This is a genomic window from Pantoea sp. NGS-ED-1003, assembly GCF_000738765.1.
Taxonomy (GTDB): domain Bacteria; phylum Pseudomonadota; class Gammaproteobacteria; order Enterobacterales; family Enterobacteriaceae; genus Pantoea; species Pantoea septica.
Map to the genome: position 1 here is coordinate 23,897 of NZ_JPQA01000014.1, position 16,190 is coordinate 40,086.

The 16,190-nt window shown below is 59.4% G+C and carries 15 protein-coding genes; 5 read left to right on the forward strand and 10 right to left on the reverse strand.

The features are described from left to right. Positions 1 to 219: 219 nt before the first annotated feature. From JS46_RS21575 to JS46_RS21600, 6 genes are all read right to left on the reverse strand, one after another. A complete protein-coding gene (locus JS46_RS21575; protein ID WP_033755705.1) occupies positions 220 to 693 on the reverse strand; it encodes a heme-binding protein in 474 nt (157 codons plus the stop codon). Beyond that, positions 674 to 2,053 (reverse strand): cytochrome c, encoded by a 1,380-nt coding sequence (locus JS46_RS21580; protein WP_033755706.1) that lies wholly within the window; start codon positions 2,051 to 2,053, stop codon positions 674 to 676. The genes JS46_RS21575 and JS46_RS21580 overlap by 20 nt, the downstream gene beginning before the upstream one ends. 2 nt (positions 2,054 to 2,055) lie before the next feature. Continuing rightward, positions 2,056 to 3,648, reverse strand: a complete 1,593-nt coding sequence (locus JS46_RS21585) for a GMC family oxidoreductase (RefSeq protein WP_033755708.1) — start codon at positions 3,646 to 3,648, stop codon at positions 2,056 to 2,058. Next, entirely contained in the window at positions 3,645 to 4,301 is a 657-nt protein-coding gene (locus JS46_RS21590; protein ID WP_051905665.1) for a sugar dehydrogenase complex small subunit, read from the reverse strand. Before JS46_RS21590 ends, JS46_RS21585 begins: the two co-directional genes overlap by 4 nt. 43 nt (positions 4,302 to 4,344) lie before the next feature. Continuing rightward, positions 4,345 to 4,758, reverse strand: a complete 414-nt coding sequence (locus JS46_RS21595) for a DoxX family protein (protein ID WP_033755710.1) — start codon at positions 4,756 to 4,758, stop codon at positions 4,345 to 4,347. Positions 4,759 to 4,866: 108 nt separating this feature from the next. Further along, positions 4,867 to 5,754, reverse strand: coding sequence for a LysR family transcriptional regulator (locus JS46_RS21600; protein ID WP_033755712.1), 888 nt, complete (start codon positions 5,752 to 5,754; stop codon positions 4,867 to 4,869). 94 nt (positions 5,755 to 5,848) lie between these two features. On the opposite strand from JS46_RS21600, the gene JS46_RS21605 reads away from it, so the two are divergent. The 4 genes from JS46_RS21605 to JS46_RS21620 all read left to right on the forward strand — a co-directional run bounded on the left by JS46_RS21605 (position 5,849) and on the right by JS46_RS21620 (position 10,234). Continuing rightward, positions 5,849 to 6,829 (forward strand): hydroxyacid dehydrogenase, encoded by a 981-nt coding sequence (locus JS46_RS21605; protein WP_033755714.1) that lies wholly within the window; start codon positions 5,849 to 5,851, stop codon positions 6,827 to 6,829. Next, positions 6,826 to 7,518 carry an RraA family protein gene (locus JS46_RS21610; RefSeq protein ID WP_033755715.1) on the forward strand — a complete coding sequence of 231 codons (693 nt, stop codon included), beginning with the start codon at positions 6,826 to 6,828 and terminating at the stop codon, positions 7,516 to 7,518. Before JS46_RS21605 ends, JS46_RS21610 begins: the two co-directional genes overlap by 4 nt. A gap of 20 nt (positions 7,519 to 7,538) precedes the next feature. Continuing rightward, positions 7,539 to 8,669 (forward strand): L-dopachrome tautomerase-related protein, encoded by a 1,131-nt coding sequence (locus tag JS46_RS21615; RefSeq protein ID WP_051905666.1) that lies wholly within the window; start codon positions 7,539 to 7,541, stop codon positions 8,667 to 8,669. 269 nt (positions 8,670 to 8,938) lie between these two features. Next, positions 8,939 to 10,234 carry a CitMHS family transporter gene (locus JS46_RS21620; RefSeq protein WP_033755717.1) on the forward strand — a complete coding sequence of 432 codons (1,296 nt, stop codon included), beginning with the start codon at positions 8,939 to 8,941 and terminating at the stop codon, positions 10,232 to 10,234. Positions 10,235 to 10,298: 64 nt separating this feature from the next. Here the strand turns inward: JS46_RS21620 and JS46_RS21625 are convergent, their stop codons facing one another. From JS46_RS21625 to JS46_RS21635, 3 genes are all read right to left on the reverse strand, one after another. Further along, complete coding sequence (locus tag JS46_RS21625) at positions 10,299 to 11,345, reverse strand: SDR family oxidoreductase (protein ID WP_033755718.1); 1,047 nt, start codon at positions 11,343 to 11,345, stop codon at positions 10,299 to 10,301. Positions 11,346 to 11,462: 117 nt separating this feature from the next. Further along, a complete protein-coding gene (locus tag JS46_RS21630; RefSeq protein ID WP_033755720.1) occupies positions 11,463 to 12,635 on the reverse strand; it encodes a M20 aminoacylase family protein in 1,173 nt (390 codons plus the stop codon). 16 nt (positions 12,636 to 12,651) lie between these two features. Next, positions 12,652 to 13,989, reverse strand: coding sequence for an MFS transporter (locus JS46_RS21635; RefSeq protein WP_033755723.1), 1,338 nt, complete (start codon positions 13,987 to 13,989; stop codon positions 12,652 to 12,654). A 167-nt stretch (positions 13,990 to 14,156) separates the two neighbouring features. On the opposite strand from JS46_RS21635, the gene JS46_RS21640 reads away from it, so the two are divergent. Next, the gene (locus tag JS46_RS21640; RefSeq protein WP_033755724.1) at positions 14,157 to 15,104 is read left to right on the forward strand and encodes a LysR family transcriptional regulator; all 948 of its coding nucleotides are present in this window, start codon (positions 14,157 to 14,159) and stop codon (positions 15,102 to 15,104) included. 110 nt (positions 15,105 to 15,214) lie between these two features. Here JS46_RS21640 and JS46_RS21645 read toward each other — a convergent pair whose 3' ends face one another. Next, a complete protein-coding gene (locus tag JS46_RS21645; RefSeq protein WP_033755726.1) occupies positions 15,215 to 16,141 on the reverse strand; it encodes a LysR family transcriptional regulator in 927 nt (308 codons plus the stop codon). Positions 16,142 to 16,190 lie beyond the last annotated feature (49 nt).

The following is a 16,190-nucleotide window of genomic DNA, read 5'->3' on the forward strand; positions in this document are numbered from 1 at the left end:
GCCCTGCGCAACGCCACGGTTGCAGAGAAAATTGCTTTGCGCCTGATTAGCTTATCAAGTTTATAACATTTTGCCTTTTGATTTTCATGCAGCAAAATAAATATCTGTTTTAAAAGATTAATTTCTCGAAGTGGATTCTCATTCTTATTCTGACGCAAGGCGAGCAGATTCGCAGCCTCGCGTCATTTCTGTTGCCTCAAGCGCCTGACGCGCGTGTTATTAAGGCTGATGAAGGGTTTTGCTGCCCGCGTCGGCAATGGCGATTTCTGCCGGATTTGCCGTTCCGCTCACGCCAATCGCGCCCGTCACCTCGTCGTTAACTGTCACTGTCGCGCCGCCGCCAAGCGGCACCATATTGGGCAGCGTGGCTATCGCTGGCTCTGTGCCATTGGCTCGCGCCATATATTTGTCGGTCGAGGTGCGATACAGCGCCGCCGCGCGTCCTTTTTGCATCGAAGAGTCAATACAGCCCGGCGGCGCGTTATCCATGCGTTTGAAGGCCAGCAGCTGTCCGGCTCGATCGAGCACGGCAATGCAAACCTGCGCTTTCAGCGACTGCGCCTGCGTCTCCGCACGCGCAATAATGCGCTGTGCATCATCGGCGCTCAAGATAGTTTGGGTCTGCGTGGCGCTGACTGTGGCGGTCCACAACGCGGCAAGGGCGCAGAGTGCGCTACAGAGAGGTGCTTTCATGGAGTCTCCTTTTATGAGATCGATATCGCCATACTCCCAGACAGATCAGCAGTGCCAGCAGGCCTGCTCCTGCCCACGGCGCGCGCTGCAACCAGAGCGAATGCCTGGGATGGCGCAGGGTGTGATTAACCTGCTCTTCGGTAATGTGCTGTCCGGCCGCGCCGAACTGTGTTGAGACATAGTCCAGCAGACGCGCCAGCTCGGCGCTGCTCATCTGGCTGGAGAATGCCGGCATAAAGGCGTGGCCTGACGCGGTGGTGCGGTCTACCCCCTCTGCGACGGTCATAATCAGATTGGCGGGATTAGCGTTGAGCACCGCCGAGGTGCCGGTTAGCCGGGGAAAGGTTTGCGGCGCGTCACGGCTGCCTTCGCCCTGCGCGCCGTGGCAGCTTGCGCAGGCGGCGTTATAAAGCTGCGCGCCGCTCATCTGCTCGCCGCCGATGGCGCCGCGCAGCGTCGCGGACGGTCCGGTCTCGAACGCTGCAATAGCGCGCGGAGGTGGCGTCGGCGCAGCATGCGTACTGGCCGGCGCGTGACCCAGCGTCAACAGATAGCGGGCGACAGAGCGTCGATCGCTGTCGGTCAGGCGGGAAAAAGAGTTTTCCACTACGGTCGCCATTTCGCCCGCCGCGATGGCTTTGCCCGGCAGCGAGCCGGTTTTAAGGTAGGTCGCCAGTTCCGTTTCGGACCAGGCGTAAAGGCGCGCCTGAGTCAGATCGGGTGCCTGCCAGCTGCCGACGGCTCCGCCGCGCAGGAAGCTCGCGCTTTTCTCCGCCATCAGCACGTTGCGCGGCGTGTGACAGCTGCCGCAATGTCCCAGCGTTTTCACCAGATACTCGCCGCGCGCGTCGCCGATCGCTTCAGCGCTGCCGCTGGCGAGTGGCTGGGGTGACAGGAACAGGCCGTTCCAGAGCGCCATCATCGCGCGCCAGGAGAAAGGGAAAGGGAGCTGCGTCGCGGGCACCTGATGATCTTCGGCGGGCACGCCCGTCATAAACCAGGCGTACAGCGCCGCGATATCCTCATCGGTCAGCGAGGCAAACGCGGTATAGGGCATCGCGGGATAGAGATAGCTACCATCCCGCCGCCGGCCCTCGCGCATGACGCGGCGAAAATCCGCCAGAGAGTAGTTTCCGATGCCGTTAACGCGCGATGGTGTGATATTGGTGGCGATAATGTCTCCCAGCGGCGAGGAGATGCGATAGCCGCCGGAAAAGGGATGACCGTTATCCGGGTTGCGATGGCAGGCGGAACAGTCGCCTGCGATAGCCAGATATTCGCCGCGCTTCAGAGTGGCGCTATCGGGCTGCGCTAGCGCCAGCGCGGGTAAAAACAGCAGGAGAAAGGTTGCCGTTCGCATGTTCACAGCTCCCGAATCAGCGTATCGGCCAGACGGAGCGCCAGCGCGATGCCCGTCAGGGTGGGATTTACGGTGGCGGAGGTGGGCATCACGCCGGTAGAGGCGATAAACAGGTTGGCGTGATCCCAGCTGCGGCAGTGCGCATCGACCACCGAGTCGCGCGAATCGTCGCCCATTATCGTGGTGCCCATGATGTGATACTGATTGCGCCAGCCGGTGGGCGCCTCCACCATCTCGCCATTAAACGCCATCAGGAAATTAGCGAAGTCGCGGTAGGCCTGCGGTCGCATGCCGCGGACATAGCTGTCCAGCTGATAGTTAACCTGCAGGGTCGGCAGGCCAGCCCCGTCGCGCCGCGTTGGGTGAGGAGTGACCCGGTTCGTGGGGCTGGGCAGGGTTTCGCTCATGGTGCTGATATTCATAATGCGCGAGGCGCGGTCGCGTATCGCCGCGTCCAGCTCGCGTCCCACCAGCCCCTGCCTGAGCAGCGCGGGTGTCACATCGCTATTCGGCACCAGATTGCGCAGCGCGTAGCGGATAGCGGAGTGTTGCGCGCGGGTGGGTTCATCACGTCGGGTGGCGATGCTGCCGTGCTGCACCGAGCCGCGTCCAGTCCAGAGCGGTTCGTCGGCAAGAAAAGTCATGCTCAGTCCGGTGTGATCCATCAGGTTGCGTCCGACCTGATCGGAACTGTTTGCCACATCAGACATCAGCAGCAGCTTCGGAGATTCCAGCCCATGCGCCGCCACCACGAACGCCTTTGCGCTCAGGCGCACGTCGCGGCCGTCAGGTTTGCGATAGTGCACCGCGACGATGTGGTTTTTCGGCCCCTTCTCCAGCTTCCAGGCGACCGACTCGGTGCGCAGATCGACCCCCAGCGCCACCGCTTTATCAACGTGCATATCCCCTGAGTACATCGCCCCGATAGGGCAAACAGGTTCACAGTTATTGTTGCCGGCGCAGGCGGGACGGCCGTCATAAGGGCGAGAAACGCGCGCGTGCGGCTCATGGATCACCTGGTAGCCTAACGGTCCGAGCTTCGCCTGCATGCGCTGCACCATGTAGGGCTTCGCCTCCGGCGGCAAGGGATAGGGCGCGGAGCGCGGCGGCCAGGCGTCGCGTCCCTGACCGCTCTGATCTTCCTCTGCGGTGCCGACCACGCCCACCTCGCGCTCCGCGCGCAGATACCAGGGTTCCAGATCGTCATAGGCAATCGGCCAGTCACGCCCGACGCCGTAAACGCTTTTCAGTTTGAAGTCGTTGGGCAGCAGCCGCCAGCAGGCGGACGCCCAGTGACGCGTGCTGCCGCCAGCCACCTTGAGAAAGCTGGTGACATAGTGGAAATCGTCATCGCCCTGCGTCTCAATATAGCCGTCGCTGTAGCTGTTCGGCGCCCAGGGCAAATTAGGATAGGGTGCGCACCAGTTGCGTTTACTGGGACTGTTGCGATAGTTGTCGACCACTTTCCAGCGCGGAATATAGGGTCCGGCCTCCAGCATGATGACCGACTTGCCCGCTTTCGCCAGCTGATATGCCGCATTTGCTCCCAGGGCGCCCGATCCGATAATCACTACGTCGGCGTCATAGTGCGTCATGAGCCATCTCCAGTGCCGTCGGTGAGGCGCAAGGCCTCCGCATAGGTTCTGGCGCGTCCTTCCACCATTGCCAGCCAGGCCGGTTGCGGCTGCGCGATGCCAGATGCCGCGCGCGGCGACGCCTTTCCCCAGGCGTGAATCGTTGCCGGCATCTGTGGCGCGCTGACGCCATCCGGTACCGCCTGCCAGTAGTCGCTGCCGCGCTGCGAGTAGGAGGGGCGCGGCGTAAGGTCGGCGGTGGGCTCGTACATCAGGGCGGAGAGAAAACTGACAAAGTGCGCGTCGTCAGTAGCGCGCGTGGTGGCGGGATTGCCGGTATAGCCAAGGTACCAGGGGGTAATGATGGCCAGCGCGGTGTTGACCTCCTCTTCGGACAGCGACGCCAGCAGCGCCTCAGGTGCGCGAGCCTCGCTGCGGCTAAGGTGTTCGGCCAGCTGCGCCAGACGCTGGGGAAACAGCGGGTTCTGGCGCGTTAACAGCGCGTACAAACGCTGACTGATGGTCGGATCCAGCTGCTGGCGTCCGGTTAGCGCCTGGCTGACACGGTGAAAGCGGTTCTCTGGTTCGGCGGCGGTGGCCAGCGAGCCAGTAATGGGCACGCTAATGATGATGCCTGATGCGAGCATCAGACGCAGAAAGTGACGCCTGTTCATTTTTACTCCGGGTACGGGTAAGGAAAAGGAAATAACATTTTTTTTAAATTGAGATGCGCTTATTATTTTTGAAATATATTTTTAGCCAGTTATCCAGACTCCATTTTCCTGCGCCATGAATAAATAAAAGTAAAAATCCCGCACAGTAGGAGATGTTTTTCAACCAGACCATAAGATGCACATGCGAATAGCCGGGATAAAACAGAAAGCCTGACGACAGCGAAAGTGCCACCATGAAAACACAGGTAAAACGCGTCAGAAATCCAAATGTTATCGCCGTGCTTCCCGCCACCTCCAGTAAAATAACCCAGGGGGGAAAATAGCCGGATACGTGATGTTCACGTATAAGAATTATATTCTCATCATAATGAATTATTTTATCCAGGCCGGAAATAAAAAAGAGTCCGACCGCAAACAGGCGCGACAGCGCCCATATGCCGTTTTTAACGTTGCGCATTTTTTTTATTAAGTCGGGTTAGATGTCTTATTTTTAAAATAGGCTGCGTAATAAAATCTTTTTTTGACTTTTCGTGCGGTAGCGATATTTACCGCACGGTAAAAGCGATTACCACTGCCAGCGTTTTTCCGCCAAATCCACCAGCAGGCGCGCCGCGGGGGTTAGTTCGCTCAGGGAGCGGAACTGCCAGCCAAAGGTGCGTGGCATCATCACCAGCGGCAGGGGAATTTCAACCAGCGCGTGCTGTGTCATATCTTCATGCAACAGTCGGCGCGAGAGAAAACTCAACAACTGGGTCTGGGCCAGCACCTGGCGCAGCGGCGACAGCGTATTGCTCTCCATCTGCACGCGCGGCGGGGCATATCCGCCGCTGCGCAGACGCTGTTCAAGCCACTGTCGCGTGGCGACCTGCGGCGACGGCAGCAGCCACTGAAACTGGTCCAGCTGCGCTGGCGTAGGATGCACGCCAGCCAGCGGATGAAAGCTGCTGGCCGCTACCACCACCGGATCTTCCGTCAGCGGTCGGGTGGCAAGCTCATGATTTTCTTCGGGCAGGAATCCCAGAATCAGGTCGAGCCTGTTCTCACGCAGTCGCGACTGCAGCAGATCGTTCAACCCGACCTGCACCTCGAGCACCACCGTCGGCGCGCGCTGCAACAGCTCGCGCGTCAGGTGCGGCAGCATAAATTCGGCGGCGGTGGCGGCCACGCCCAGGCGTATCACGCCCGCTGCCCCGGATCCCAGCGCGTTTAAATCCTGCCGGGTGACCTGCATCAGGTGCAGCACTTTTTGAGCGCGTTCACAAAGTAGCAATCCCGCCTCGGTCAGTTTGATGCCGCGTCCCACCCTCAAAATCAGCCGCGTAGCGCACGATTTTTCCAGCCGCTGAATGCACTTTGTCAGCGCAGGCTGCGTGATCCCAAGGGCTTGCGCGGCGTTGCCCAGGTGTGCCGTTTCGCGCACCACCAGCAGGTAACTGAGATCTTTTAGCTCCATTCATTCCTCTCAGGAATCAATTAATAAAAAAAGCGGAATACTTTTTATCGTTCCATCCTGCCAGGCTAGATGAAAATTAACAAGGGAGTAACACATGAGCTGGACCATTCTGATGACCGCGCCTGTGCTGGGCGCCGGAGGTGAACGCGCGCTGGCAGAGGCGGGGTGCGAAGTCCACTACCTGCGCGGCAGCCAGGATGCGGCGGAAGTCGAGGCGCTGATGGCACAGATTCCGTTTGACGCGGTGATTTCGCGCACCGTAACCCTAAGCCGCGCGGCTATCGCCGCCTGCCCAACGCTAAAAGTGATCTGCAAGCATGGCGTCGGTGTCACCAATATCGACGTCGAGGCGGCGACATCATTTGGCATCCCGGTGCTCACCACGCCCGGCACTAACGCGCAATCAGTCGCCGAGCTGACGCTGGGGCTGATGCTTAACGCCGCGCGCCGCATCAGCTGGCAGCAGCAGGAGATTGCCGAAGGCCGCTGGACGCGCAACGACAGCAGCATGGAGCTGAGCGGTAAAACGCTGGGGCTGGTAGGGATGGGGGAGATCGGCCAGCGCGTCGCGCGCATGGCACGGGCCATGGGCATGCGGGTGCGCTTTTACGATCCCGCACTGCGCGACCCGCAGGCGATTACTGCTGGCGAGCAGTTGGCGTCGCTCGACGCGCTGCTGGCGCAAAGCGACGTGCTGAGCCTGCATTGCCCCGTTAACGCGGCCACGCGTCAGATGCTCAACGGCCGCACGCTTGCGCTGCTTCCCGCGGGCGCGCTGGTGATCAACACCTCGCGCGGCGAGCTGATTGACGAAGCGGCACTGGATGAGGCGCTGCGCAGCGGTCAGCTTTTCGCCGCCGGCCTGGATACCGTGGCGACGGAGCCGCTGCCAGGCAATCACCCTTTTCGCGCCCTGAAAAACCTGACGATAACGCCGCATATCGGCGGCGCTACGCCGGAAGCGCTGGATAAGGTCGCCAGTTTCTCTGCCCGCCAGTGTCTCGATTTTCTCAAGGGTCTGCCGGTGAATCCGCTGACCTGTGTTAACCGCGCGGTACTTAAGGAGCCCTCATGACCCCATCTGCGACCTGGCCTGCCGGCTACTTTATTGGGCAACGCGATCGTCTGCCTGACGCTGACACTATCGACGCCTTTCGCCGCTTGCCGGTGCCCAACATCGGCGACTGCATGGGCCGCTCCTGCGGCGCGCTGGGCCTGCTGCCTTGGCATAACGATCCCGCGCTGGTGCTGTGCGGCCCGGCGCTGACGGTAAAAGTACGACCCGGCGACAACCTGATGATCCATAAGGCGATAGAGATGGCGCAGCCTGGCGACGTACTGGTGATCGACGGCGCGGGCGATCTGACCCAGGCGCTGATCGGCGGCCTGATGCGCACCTCCGCCCTGACCAAAAAAATCGCCGGTTTTGTGATTGATGGCGCCATCCGCGATGTGAACGAGTGGGCCGAGGGCGGCGTCGCGCTCTGGGCGCGCGGCAATACGCTGCGCGGTCCGAGTAAAGAGGGGCCGGGCGAAATCAACGTCACTATCCAGTGCGCCGGACTGGTGGTGAATCCGGGCGACCTGATTGTCGCCGATGCCGATGGAGTGATCAGCATTCCCGTGGCGCAGCTGGCTTCGCTGCTGCCGCGCGTGCGGGAGCATGAGCAGCGCGAAGCGCGCATCCGCGAAACGAACCGGCAGGGCAGCGCCGATCCCGAGCGCTTCAATGCAATTCTGCGCGCGAAAGGATGTCCGCTGTGATCGACAGAAGGAGAGGAAAGATGAAAAGTACAGTAAAGATGATGTCGCTGCTGACGGCACTGGTCGCAACAACGCCGGTTTTGGCGCAGGATCGGCTGCCGGCTGAGCTGCCAACCCTGCAGGACAGCCGTCTGCAGCAGGTGGAAACCTCGCCGCGCGTCTGGAACGGGGTCACGGTAAGTCCAGAGGGGCGCATTTTCGCCTCGCTGACGCAGTCAGAGGGCGCGGGACCGCAGCTGGTCGAAGTGAAAAACGGCGCGCTCGAGGCCTGGCCGAACGCGGAATGGAACCGCTGGGAAAGCCAGGATCCCGCCCATCACTTTTTACACGTCAACGCGCTGCGCTTTGGCCCGGACGGCGATCTCTGGGTCATGGATGCCGGCAATAAAGGCATCGGCACCGGTGATAAGGCGGTCGAGCAGGGCGCAAAGCTGGTGCGCATCGACATTCACAGCCGCAAGGTAGTGGCGAGCTACCTGTTTAAGGCGCCGACGTTAAAAGCTGAAAGCTATCTTGACGATGTACGCTTCAACGGCGATTTCGCCTATATCACCGATCCCGGCGCGGTGGGGCTGGTGGTGTTGAATTTGAAAACGGGCAAAAGCTGGCGGGTGCTGGATAACCATCCGCTCTCTATTGATCATCTGCCTATCTACGCCGACGGGAAAAAGCTCTTTTTGCGCGACGGGCGGGAAAAGCGCGTAGGGCTGGATCAGCTGGAGGTCTCACCGGACGGTAAATGGCTCTACTATCAGGCGATTCCGGGCCCGATGGCGCGTATCGAAACGCGCTACCTTAACGACGCCGGGCTCTCGTCGGAAGAGGTCGCGCGCCACGCGGAGAAGTTTATCGATACCTGGAGTACGGGCGGCACCGCCATCGACGCGGAGGGCAATATCTACGCCTCGGACATCAATACCCGCGCCGTAAAACGGATAACGCCGCAGGGCAAGGTCAGCACGGTTGTGCAGGATCCCCGACTGGTGTGGATTGATGCGATGTGGATCGCTGACGGACAGCTCTGGATGCCGTCGGCGCAAATTAACCGCACGCCCGCCACTACCGGCGGTAAACCCTCAACCGTTGAATATTCGGTCAAACTCTATCGCCTGGATTTGCCAGTGCATCCGTCGCCGCGCGATCACCGTTAATTTCAGCGCTGTTTAGCCGAAGCTGTAAATAACCGCGGGCGTGAAGCGCTATACGATTTTCTACGTAGAGTTTCACGCTCGATTATTATCACCTCGCGCAATTTTAAAATTTATAAGAAATATGAAATAGCGCACATTAACAATCCTTTTAAAGATTGTTTTAGCTGTTGATATTAAAAATAATTATCAAATAAATATTTATTTTACATGCCGATACGTTCTCGTTTGTCGCTGACAAGCGCGCCTTAACCCTGCAACAGGATAAAATTATGCTGCTGACGATCAGCCTGCTGATGCTGGCCCTTTTTATTGGTTTATTAATGACCAAAAAACTTTCTGCGCTGACAGCATTAATTGTGGTGCCGACTTTCTTTGCATTACTAGCCGGCTTTGGCGCCGAGACAGGCGATATGGTCATTAAGGGATTGCGCACTGTGGCGCCCACCGGCGTCATGCTGATTTTCGCCATGCTCTATTTTATGAGCGTCACTGACGCCGGCATGTTCGACCCGGTGATTAAGCGTATCGTTTCCGCCGTGGATGGGGATCCCGTCAAAATATTCATCGGCACCGTGCTGCTGGGATTTATTGTGGCGCTGGATGGCGATGGCGCTACGGTGTATATGATCGTGCTTTCCGCCTTTCTGCCGATTTACGAGCGCGTCGGCCTGTCGAAATTAAAAGCCGCCTGTCTGCTGCTGCAGTGCACGGGGCTGGGCAATATGCTTCCCTGGGGCGGCCCCACGGCGCGCGCGGCAACGGCGGTTCACGTTGAAACCAGCACGCTGTTTATTCCGCTGCTGCTGCCCTTGCTTGCCGCTATTGTCTGGACGTTTGTAATGGCATGGATACTGGGTCGCCAGGAGCGTAAGCGTCTCGGCTGGCAGCGCGACACGGCGGTCCGCCACGATATTCTTTTCGAAGAGAGACCCTGCGTCGCCTGGCGTTTCTGGACCAACTGGCTGCTGACCATCGCCTTAATTACCCTGCTGGTGCTCGATATTGTGCCGATGGCCTACCTGTTCATGCTGGCTACAGCCATTATGTTTCTGGTTAACTTTCCACAGCTTAATCAGCAACAGGCGCAGCTGGCACGTCATGCGCCCGCTATTTTGTCGGTAGCGAGCCTGATTTTCGCCGCTGCGGTATTTACCGGCATTTTTTCCGAAACCGGCATGGCGAACGCGCTGGCGCAGGCGATCGTTAATATCATTCCGCCCGCGCTGGGCCCCTATTTAGCCGCCATTACCGCGCTGATTAGCGTGCCGGTGACCTGGCTGGTCTCCAATGACGTTTTCTATTTCGGCATGCTGCCGGTGTTGGTGCAGGCAGCTGGTCATTACGGCATTGCGCCGGTTGAAATGGCACGCGCCGCGCTGGTCGGACAGCCGGTGCATATTCTCAGCCCGCTGGTCGCCTCGACCTATTTGCTGGTGGGGATGCTGAAGCTGGATTATGCGCAGACGCAACGCGGCACGATGCGCTGGTCGTTTATTACCAGCATGGTGTTTTTCGCCAGCTGCCTGCTACTCGGCGCCTTTCCGTTTTATCAGCGCCTGTCATAAGACCGTCGGTCAACAGGCGCAGGTTTTTCAGCTATCGGGCGCTGTTACGGCAGCGCCCGATTTTTTATGGAATCAGCCTGCCGCTGCGCATCGCCTCCAGATGCGCGATCAGCACCTCGTCGGAACGTTTAGTCATGGCCTCGAAGCCGTGCTGACGCGCTTTGGTCACGTCGAATATCGCATCTTTCTCGACGTGAAAAATAAAATCGCCAAAGCCGCCTAGCGCCAGGCGATCGATATCGCGCTCCTGCAGCTGCGCCTTATCGGCAATCGAGGCCCAGAGCGGCTTCAGAGCGTGGAGACGCTCGCTCAGCGAGATCGGCTGCGCCTCGCCGACAGGCACGCCGAACCATTCCGCCAGTTTTGGCCAGACGTGGCTCCAGCGAAAGACGTCGCCGTTGGTGATATTGAATGCGCCATAGTGGCTATTTTCAGCGGCCCAGATCGCGCTCTGACCGAGAATGCGGCTGTCGGTGATATTGACCAGCGTATTGCGCCAGGCCGCGTCAGGCCCAGGGAAGTGCAGGGCGGTGCCGGTTTCGCGGCATAGCGTGCCGTACACGCCAAGCAGATTGCCCAGATTCATCGGCGAGCCGAAAGAGTGGCCGATGACAATGTCCGGACGCAGCGCCGTCCAGCCGATACCCGTCTCGTCGCCTAATTTCCGGGCATAGTCCTCGTGGCGGAAATAGAGATTAGGCGGGAAATGACGGCTGTCCTCTTCCCGCGCCGGCGTGCGATAGACTCCCAGATGCGCGCCGTAGACCTTGCCGCCCTGTACGAAGATGATGTGCTTTAACGCCGAACCGGACGCGCGCACCGCCGCGATCAGGTTTTCAAACATCAGCGCGTTAACGTCCGCCTCCACGCCCGGGTCGGGATCCTGGCGCAGCGCGGCATAGAAAATATGGGTAACGGATTCCAGCGCCTTATGGTGCCGGCTGAGATCGTCCGCTGAGGTGAGATCGGCGCTGAGGTGAGGAGAGGCGTGGGGACTATGCGGCGATCGTCCGAGCGTGGTGATCTGCCAACCCGCCTGATGAAAGGCATCGTGAGCGGCAAAGCCGACGACGCCGCTGGCGCCCGCTAAAAGTAGATGCTTGTGCTGCATAAGGCTCTCCGTATGGTTGCGAAAAGGGGAAGCCGCAGGCTATCCCCTCTTAAAGCGTAGAAGCTGGCCGCCGCCTCATCGAAAAAACCGGTCAGGCAGCCTCCATGCCACGCCGACTCACCGGCGCGGCAAAAAGGCCTCGGTTAACCGCACCCAATAGGTGGCGCCCGTTGAAATGCAGGCGTCGTTAAACTGATACAGGGGGTGATGCACGGCATAGTCGTTCTCGCCTGTGCCGGTTCCCAGCCAGAGATAGCAGCCCGGGCGCGCCTCCAGCATAAATGCGAAATCTTCACTGCCCATCACGCTTTTCACCTGTTGCGGATCGGCAACGCTGTCGGCGCCGAACGCGTCGCGCGCCACCTGTAACGCGAATTCCGTCTCCTTCACATGATTAACCGTCACCGGATAGCCAAAGTCGGGCTCAATGCGCGCGGTGAGGCCGAAACTTTCCGCCTGCGCCTGGACCAGCGTCTGGATCCTGGCTTTAACCGACTCGCGTACCTGCTGGCTGAAGGTGCGCATATTGAGCTTCAGTTCCGCCTTATCGGGAATGATGTTATGGGTCGCGCCGCTCTGCAGGCTGCCTACCGTGACCACCGCCGCCTCCTGAGGATCGACATTGCGCGAAACAATGGTCTGCAGCGCCATGATTATCGCCGCGCCCGCTACAATGGGATCGCGGCAGTTCTCCGGCGTTGAACCATGCCCGCCCTTGCCCTGCAGCGTAATGGTCATGCTGTCAGAGGAGGCCATCAGCGCGCCGGGTTTGGTGACGAACGTGCCGGCAGGCAGCAGCGGCATATTGTGAAGGCCGAATATGGCATCGCAGGGAAACAGGGTGAAAAGGCCGTCCTCCATCATCCGCCGCGCGCCGCCGACCGACTCTTCGGAGGGCTGGAAAATCAGATGCAGGGTGCCGGAAAAAGGGCGCTTCTCCGCCAGATAGCGCGCCGCCGACAGCAGGATAGCGCAGTGTCCGTCGTGTCCGCAGGCATGCATTTTCCCGGCGACCGTGCTGCGCCACGGCACCTCGGTCAGCTCCTGCATAGGCAAGGCGTCCATATCGGCCCGGAGGGCGAGACGTTTTTCGCCGTTGCCCACCTTCAGCGTGCCCACGACGCCGGTGCCGCCCAGGCCTCGGTGCACCTCGTATCCCCATTCGGTCAGAAGCTCGGCGATGCGCTGGCTGGTGCGGAACTCTTCAAATCCTAACTCCGGATGCTGATGAAAATCGCGGCGAATGGCGATCATCTCCGCTTCATATTCCAGGATTTCAGTGATCAACATACTCTCTCCTTCAGGGTCAGTCGTCGGCAAGCGGGGCCTGTTCACGCCAGGCCAGCAGGGCGGTCAGCGAAACGACCGCGCTAAAAAGAAGATACCAGGCGGGCGCCATGGCCTCGCCGGTGACGTTTAGCAGCCAGGTAACGTTGAACTGGGCGAAGCCGCCGAACAGCGTCACGCCGATGGCATATACCAGCGCCATGCCCGATGCACGCACCTGGCGCGGAAAGGCTTCAAGAATCAAAAGAAAGAACGCCACCGCGCTGATATTGGCCAGTACCTGATCGACCGCGATAAGCAGCAGCACCAGCAGCATTGACGCGCCCTGCTGCAAAGCGGCGAAAATGGGCCATATCAGCAGCATCGATCCGAGCGCGCAGGCGAGCAGGATCGGTTTGCGTCGCGGTAGCTTGTCCGCGAGCTTACCGGCGAAAAAGGGCACAACCAGGGTCAGCAGCGCAGCGATAATACTGATCCAGTATGAGGCGGCGGCAGGCTGGTGCAGGGTATGCACCATATAAGCCGGCATGTAGTAGACGATAAGATAAAATGTCGTCGTGCTTTTCATCACCAGCAGAATACCCAGCAGCAGTTTGCGGCGATGCGTGCGCCAGATTTCGCGCGCCGGATTTTCCTGCCGCGCCGCCTGCGTGACGGGCGGCTCGTGAAGATGGCGGCGGATATAGATCCCCACCGGCATGATCGCCAGCCCGAGAATAAACGGAATGCGCCAGCCCCAGGCGTAGAGCGCTTCGCTACTCAGCGTGTGCGTCAGCAGCGCGCCCAGCGCGGCGCCTGTTAGCGCCGCGCCACCCTGACTGGCCATCTGCCAGCTCACGCGCACGCCGCGCTGCGATTTATTTCCCGCCTCCATTAGCCAGCTGGTTGCCGCACCGACTTCGCCGCCCGCTGAAAATCCCTGCAACATCCGCCCGGTCACCAGCAGCAACGGTGCCCAAAGGCCGATCTGCGCGTAAACAGGCGTAAAGGCCACCATCATCACGCCCATCGCCATCAGTCCCATTATCAGGGTAAGAGCTGCTTTACGGCCGTGCGTGTCGGCATACTGCCCCAGGAGCAGGCTGCCGAGCGGACGCATGATAAACCCTACGGCGAAGGTCGCAACGGCCAGCAGCAGCGAGGCGGAATCGCTGCTGGCAGGAAAAAAAAGATGACCGATGATGACGGAGAAAAAGCTGTAAACGGTGAAATCATAAATCTCCAGGCCATTTCCCAGCGTCACCGCCAGCAGCGATTTCGCCTGCCGACTGCGCGGCCGTGAGAGAGCCGCGTCAGGAACAGAGAGCGAGGCGGAAAGCTCGGTGTCCGCAGAGGCATATCGGGCGGTCTGTTTCATACGCTGATCCTTAGGGTAATGACGCGGAAAAGGTGAGAAACAGCACTATTGCCATAAAATAAATGTATATCAACCATGAGTAATTTTTATAGGTCAGGTTATATTGGCTGACCTTTTATAGCGCGTTTTTTGCACCATCCAGGCACGCCGCGGTGGGGAGGAACAAAATGAAATTAAAGCTGAACCAGCTTGACGTACTGCTGGAGGTCGCGGCGCAGGGCAGCCTCAGCAAAGCCGCTCGGACGCTGCATTTGACGCAGCCCGCCATCAGTAAAACCATTCAGGAGATAGAGGCGGAGATCGGCATGCCCATTCTGGAGCGCACCTCGCGCGGCGCTACGCTGAATGAGTATGGTCAGGTGCTGCTGCGCCATGCGCGCGATATCGATCAGTCTCTGAGCCAGGCGCGTGAGGAAATCGACAGTCTGCTGGGCAAGTCGATGAGCCAGCTGCGCATCGGATTTACCTCCGCCGCCGCCTGGGGCCCGTTTACCACCACCCTGCTGCGCTTTCAGCAGCGCCTGCCGGGCGTAAAAATCATTGCGATGGAGGCGCGTACGCATCAGCTCTACGAGGCACTGGAAAATAATCGCATCGACCTGGCGATCATCTCCGCTACGGCCGGCATGGGAACCGCGCCGATGTACCATGAAACCCTGTACGCCTTGAGCAATACCCTTATCGTTGGAGAAGATCATCCGGTGACGCACAGAGTATCTTTGCGCAACCTGCTGGATTCTCACTGGCTGGACTGGGATGAGCCGGGCGAACACTCCATTCTGGCGCAGGTCTTTCGCCGTTATAACCTGCCTCTGCCCTCCCGCATTACGCACTGCTCATCGCCATGGATAATGGCGCGCATGATGGACGAAGCGCCGATGGTGAGTATGTGGACCTCCGTTCGCCTGCGCTTTCCCGGCTATCACGACAGGCTGCGTCCGCTAACGGTGAAAGAGGTATTGCCCGCCACCCGTATCGGTATCCTTTGCCCGAATATCGGTCGTCTTTCCAGCGCGGGGCACGCCTTTATCGAAATGTTACGCGTTAACAGCCGCGACTGGCTGCAGCAAGGCGAAGCGCACGAAATGGTGGCGCTCGACGACGCTGGCGATTAATCGCGGCGAGCGATAAAAACGCTTCTCTATATACGCGCTGCTTCTCCTGCGGCCGTGCCGCTTCGCCATAGCCGAAAGCAGGGTAGGTATGCATCGGCGCCCTAATGACTTTAGCTGCTCGCGCACTCTTTTTTCTGCTGAACGCTTTGAAAAATGGTGTTTTTAAGCCAGTCTGTCGAGCTTTTTTTCCCGCTGCGTTTGTGGGAGTAAATTTTTACGGTAAAGCGGGGCACGGCGAAAGGCACCGGAAAGGTTTTCACGTTAGCGATCTGCTCCAGCCGGCGTGCCACGGAAGAGGGGATCGCCATCAGCAGTTCGCTCTCTGCGACGATAAAAGGGGAGCTCAGCATCGACGGGGTTTTTAGCGTGATACGCCGCGTCAGCCCGATTCGCGCCAGGTGCGTGTCCAGCAGCCCTTTCTTTTCGTTCCAGGGCGTCACCACCAGATGTCCGGCAGCAAGATACTCCTCCAGCGTCAGGGTCGCGCGCGCGGCATGGCTGAGCACCACAAACTCGTCGCTGAAGAGGTCGATCTCTTCCAGATCGGGATGTCTGATCCCATCGGGTTCGCTGAAGCTCAGCGCCAGATCCACTTCGCCCGCCAACAGCTCGTTCAGCGCCGGATTATGAGGCAAATAGCAGAGCTCGAAATCGATGCCCGGCGCCGTTTTCTGAATGCTGTTCATCAGCCCGGGAAAAACGCTGAACGCCGTATAATCTGTCACCGCGATGCGAAACGCCTCCTGGCTCTTGAGCGGATCGAAAGGCTGCACCGGGCTGAGGTGTTGATTGAGAGCGGAGAGGGCGTCGGCGATGTGGGGCGCCAGCTGATAAGCATAAACGCTGGGACACATCTTATGCCCCTCGCGATAAAACAGCGGATCCTTCAGAAAATCGCGCAGCCGGGTCAGCGCATGGCTCAGCGCCGAGGTGCTCATCGCGAGCTCCTCTGCCGCAAGCCTGACGGATCGATGCCGGAAGACTGTATCAAACACAGGCAACAGGTTAAGGTCGAGCCGTCGCAGCACATGATGCATGGAATTCACCTTTAATTGATTTTATTGCACTTAATTCATTGAACGATAC